General features: G+C 54.1%; 3 rRNA genes. All 3 read right to left on the bottom strand.

The annotated features are described in order from the left end of the window. Window positions 1–72: 72 nt before the first annotated feature. Window positions 73–190, bottom strand: a 5S ribosomal RNA gene (gene rrf / locus L1O03_RS11460). Between the two features lie 106 nt (window positions 191–296). Further along, window positions 297–3395: ribosomal RNA gene (locus L1O03_RS11455) — 23S ribosomal RNA — on the bottom strand. A gap of 223 nt (window positions 3396–3618) precedes the next feature. After that, window positions 3619–5152 (bottom strand): 16S ribosomal RNA (locus L1O03_RS11450). Together the 16S, 23S and 5S rRNA genes form the textbook arrangement of a ribosomal RNA operon. Between the last annotated feature and the right edge of the window lie 85 nt (window positions 5153–5237).

Below are 5237 nucleotides of genomic sequence, written 5' to 3'. Positions count from 1 at the left end.
GCATAAAAAAGGGGTGGTGGTGGGTCAACCCAACCAGGATCAACCCACCACCACCATCATCAAATTATAAAGTGTTGGCAGCAACCTACTCTCCCACACCCTCACGAGTGCAGTACCATCAGCGTGAACAGGCTTAGCTACCGGGATCGGAACGGGACCGGGCGTGACCCTGCCACCATCAACCACCAACACACCCACCAACACAACACACACCCCACCAAACCAAAACGGGGGGTGTGGTGTCATGCCAGACACTACACAGCAGACGCGAACACCACACAACTCTTGTGTGCTCGTTGTTTTTAATCTTCGGTCAATTAGTACCGGTCATCTCAACCCCTCACAAGGCGTACAACCCCGGCCTATCAACCCCATCATCTCTAGGGAACCTCAAAAGAAACCTCATCTCGAAACAGGCTTCCCGCTTAGATGCTTTCAGCGGTTATCCCTCCCGCACGTAGCTAACCAGCCATACCATAGGCACAATAACTGGCACACCAGAGGTACGTCCGTCCCGGTCCTCTCGTACTAGGGACAGCCTTTCATCAAGTTTCCACGCGCACGGCGGATAGAGACCGAACTGTCTCACGACGTTCTGAACCCAGCTCGCGTGCCGCTTTAATGGGCGAACAGCCCAACCCTTGGGACCTACTCCAGCCCCAGGATGCGACGAGCCGACATCGAGGTGCCAAACCATCCCGTCGATATGAACTCTTGGGGAAGATCAGCCTGTTATCCCCGGGGTACCTTTTATCCGTTGAGCGACACCCAAACCACAATGAGGTGCCGGATCACTAGTCCCAACTTTCGTTCCTGCTCGACATGTCTGTCTCACAGTCAAGCTCCCTTATGCACTTACACTCAACACCTGATTACCAACCAAGCTGAGGGAACCTTTGGGCGCCTCCGTTACCATTTAGGAGGCAACCGCCCCAGTTAAACTACCCACCAGGCACTGTCCCCAACCCAGATCATGGGCCAAGGTTCAGACATCCAATCCGGCCAGAGTGGTATTTCACCAACGACTCCACCACCACTAGCGTGATAGCCTCACAGTCTCCCACCTATCCTACACAAACCGAACCGAACACCAATACCAAGCTATAGTGAAGGTCCCGGGGTCTCTTCGTCCTGCCGCGCGTAACGAGCATCTTTACTCGTACTGCAATTTCACCGGGCCTGTGATTGAGACAGCAGGGAAGTCGTTACGCCATTCGTGCAGGTCGGAACTTACCCGACAAGGAATTTCGCTACCTTAGGATGGTTATAGTTACCACCGCCGTTTACTGGGGCTTAAATTCTCCGCTTCAACCCACAAAGGGTTTAACAGGTCCTCTTAACCTTCCAGCACCGGGCAGGCGTCAGTCCGTATACATCAACTTAACCGTCTTCGCACGGACCTGTGTTTTTGATAAACAGTCGCTTCCCTCTATCCTCTGCGACCATAACCAGCCACGGTCTTGCCAACCACCAGTTATGGCCCCCCTTCTCCCGAAGTTACGGGGGCATTTTGCCGAATTCCTTAACCACAGTTCACCCGAACGCCTTAGTATGCTCTACCCAACTACCTGTGTCGGTTTCGGGTACGGGCCGTAAACACACATCGCTAGAAGCTTTTCTCGGTAGCACAGGATCACTAACATCACCCTTAATAAGGGCTACGCATCACGCCTCACCACTAACACGGCGGATTTACCACTCCATGCCTAGCTACACGCTTACACCACCATAACCACCAGATGGCTTAGCTACCCTACTACGTCACTCCATCACTTGACTACTACCAGATCAGGCCCCACACACCACCAACCATCAACCCACCACAAAAAGATGGGCACACAACAGCCAGTAGCACATGGTTAGTATCACTGATTCATCATGGGCGCGTGCTCACAGGTACCAGAATATCAACTGGTTATCCATCGACTACGCCTGACGGCCTCGCCTTAGGACCCGACTCACCCTGGGAAGACGAACTTGACCCAGGAACCCTTAGTCATACGGCGGATAAGATTCTCACTTATCAATCGTTACTCATGCCTGCATTCTCACTCGCACACACTCCACCACACCATCACCAGGCGGCTTCACCACATGCACGACGCTCCCCTACCCAACAACCCCCAAAAGGAGTCATTGCCGCGGCTTCGGCGGTGTACTTAAGCCCCACTACATTGTCGGCGCAGAACCACTCGACCAGTGAGCTATTACGCACTCTTTCAAGGATGGCTGCTTCTAAGCCAACCTCCTGGCTGTCTTCGCGATCCCACATCCTTTTCCACTTAGCACACCCTTAGGGGCCTTAGCCGGCGATCTGGGCTGTTTCCCTCTCGACTATGAAGCTTATCCCCCACAGTCTCACTGCCACGCTTACACTTACCGGCATTCGGAGTTTGGCTGATGTCGCTAAGATGATAGTCCCGCTAAACCAACCAGTCGCTCTACCTCCGGCAAGAAACACGCAACGCTGCACCTAAATGCATTTCGGGGAGAACCAGCTATCACGGAGTTTGATTAGCCTTTCACCCCTACCCACAACTCATCCCCGCAGTTTTTAACCTACGTGGGTTCGCGCCTCCACAACCTCTTACAGCTGCTTCACACTGGCCATGGGTAGATCACCCCGCTTCGGGTCCAGGACATGCCACCACACATCACCCTCATTAGGATTCGCTTTCGCTACGGCTCCCCCACACGGGTTAACCAAGCAACATGCCGCTGACTCGCAGGCTCATTCTTCAAAAGGCACGCCATCACCCCACCAAAAAGGGCTCTGACGGATTGTCAGCACACAGTTTCAGGTACTATTTCACTCCCCTCCCGGGGTACTTTTCACCATTCCCTCACGGTACTTATCCACTATCGGTCATATCAAGTATTCAGGCTTACCGAGTGGTCCCGGCAGATTCACAGCAGATTCCACGAGCCCGCTGCTACTCGGGGTCATCATCAACCACACCCACACCATGTTCGCCTACAGGACTTTCACCTTCTACGGCACGCGTTCCCACACGACTTCGACTCACAACGCAGATCATGGCGGCAGTCTGGCAGAACCACCACAACAACACCCCACAACACCCAGCATGCAACCACTGCCACGTATCACACACACCAGGTTTAGCCATCCTTCGCTTTCGCTCGCCACTACTCACGAAATCACTATTGTTTTCTTCTCCTACGGGTACTGAGATGTTTCACTTCCCCGCGTCACCCCCACCATGGCTATACATTCACCACGTGGTCACCACCCATCACGATGGCGGGGTTTCCCCATTCGGACATCCTCGGATCAACGCTTAGTTGACAACTCCCCGAGGCTTAACGCAGTCTCTCACGTCCTTCATCGGCTTGATATGCCCAGGCATCCACTATGCGCCTTAACAAGAAAAAACAACAACACAAAGAATAAAGATGCTCGCGTCCACTATATAGTTCTCACACAACACCAACCACAACCACCACCTACCACCACGCGGTAGCAAGCGTCAGCCATGATCGCATCAAGGACACACCATGTTGCCCCAGACACCCAACAGCAGCCAACCTACCCTTTCACCAGTACGCGCCTTGATCACCGGATAATCATCTCCACAACCAAAAACAAAAACTCCCTAGAAAGGAGGTGATCCAGCCGCACCTTCCGGTACGGCTACCTTGTTACGACTTCGTCCCAATCGCCGATCCCACCTTCGACAGCTCCCCACCAAAAAGGCTTGGGCCACTGGCTTCGGGTGTTACCAACTTTCATGACGTGACGGGCGGTGTGTACAAGGCCCGGGAACGTATTCACCGCAGCGTTGCTGATCTGCGATTACTAGCGACTCCGACTTCATGGGGTCGAGTTGCAGACCCCAATCCGAACTACGACCGGCTTTACAGGATTAGCTCCACCTCACGGTATCGCAACCTACTGTACCGACCATTGTAGCATGTGTGAAGCCCTGGACATAAGGGGCATGATGATTTGACGTCATCCCCACCTTCCTCCGAGTTAACCCCGGCAGTCTCTCATGAGTCCCCACCATAACGTGCTGGCAACATAAGACAAGGGTTGCGCTCGTTGCGGGACTTAACCCAACATCTCACGACACGAGCTGACGACAACCATGCACCACCTGTACACCAACCACAAGGGAAACTACATCTCTGCAGCGATCTGGTGTATGTCAAGCCCAGGTAAGGTTCTTCGCGTTGCATCGAATTAATCCACATGCTCCGCCGCTTGTGCGGGCCCCCGTCAATTCCTTTGAGTTTTAGCCTTGCGGCCGTACTCCCCAGGCGGGGCGCTTAATGCGTTAGCTACGACACAGAGGCCGTGGAAGACCCCTACACCTAGCGCCCACCGTTTACGGCATGGACTACCAGGGTATCTAATCCTGTTCGCTACCCATGCTTTCGCTCCTCAGCGTCAGTTACTGCCCAGAGACCTGCCTTCGCCATCGGTGTTCCTCCTGATATCTGCGCATTTCACCGCTACACCAGGAATTCCAGTCTCCCCTACAGCACTCAAGTTATGCCCGTATCGCCTGCACGCCCGAAGTTAAGCCCCGGAATTTCACAGACGACGCGACAAACCACCTACGAGCTCTTTACGCCCAGTAATTCCGGACAACGCTCGCACCCTACGTATTACCGCGGCTGCTGGCACGTAGTTAGCCGGTGCTTCTTATCCAGGTACCGTCACCACCTTGCGATGGCTTCGTCCCTAGCGAAAGAGGTTTACAACCCGAAGGCCGTCATCCCTCACGCGGCGTCGCTGCATCAGGCTTGCGCCCATTGTGCAATATTCCCCACTGCTGCCTCCCGTAGGAGTCTGGGCCGTATCTCAGTCCCAATGTGGCCGTCCACCCTCTCAGGCCGGCTACCCGTCGCCGCCTTGGTAGGCCATTACCCCACCAACAAGCTGATAGGCCGCGGGCTCATCCCATACCGAAAAACATCTTTCCACCACACCACCAATCGATGCAGTCCTATCCGGTATTAGACCCAGTTTCCCAGGCTTATCCCGAAGTACAGGGCAGATCACCCACGTGTTACTCACCCGTTCGCCACTCGAGTACCCCTGCAAGCAGAGGCCTTTCCGTTCGACTTGCATGTGTTAAGCACGCCGCCAGCGTTCGTCCTGAGCCAGGATCAAACTCTCCTAAAAAGAATTTCAGAAAAACAACCAAAACCCCACCCACACCACCACCAGATGATGCGGCAAGAGCCTGATACCTGAAACAAACAAAAAA

Origin of the sequence: Corynebacterium uropygiale, assembly GCF_021568315.1 — a bacterium.
GTDB classification, from domain to species: domain Bacteria; phylum Actinomycetota; class Actinomycetes; order Mycobacteriales; family Mycobacteriaceae; genus Corynebacterium; species Corynebacterium uropygiale.
Note: the sequence above shows the minus strand (reverse complement) of the source record. Positions and strands in the feature narration are given on the sequence as shown.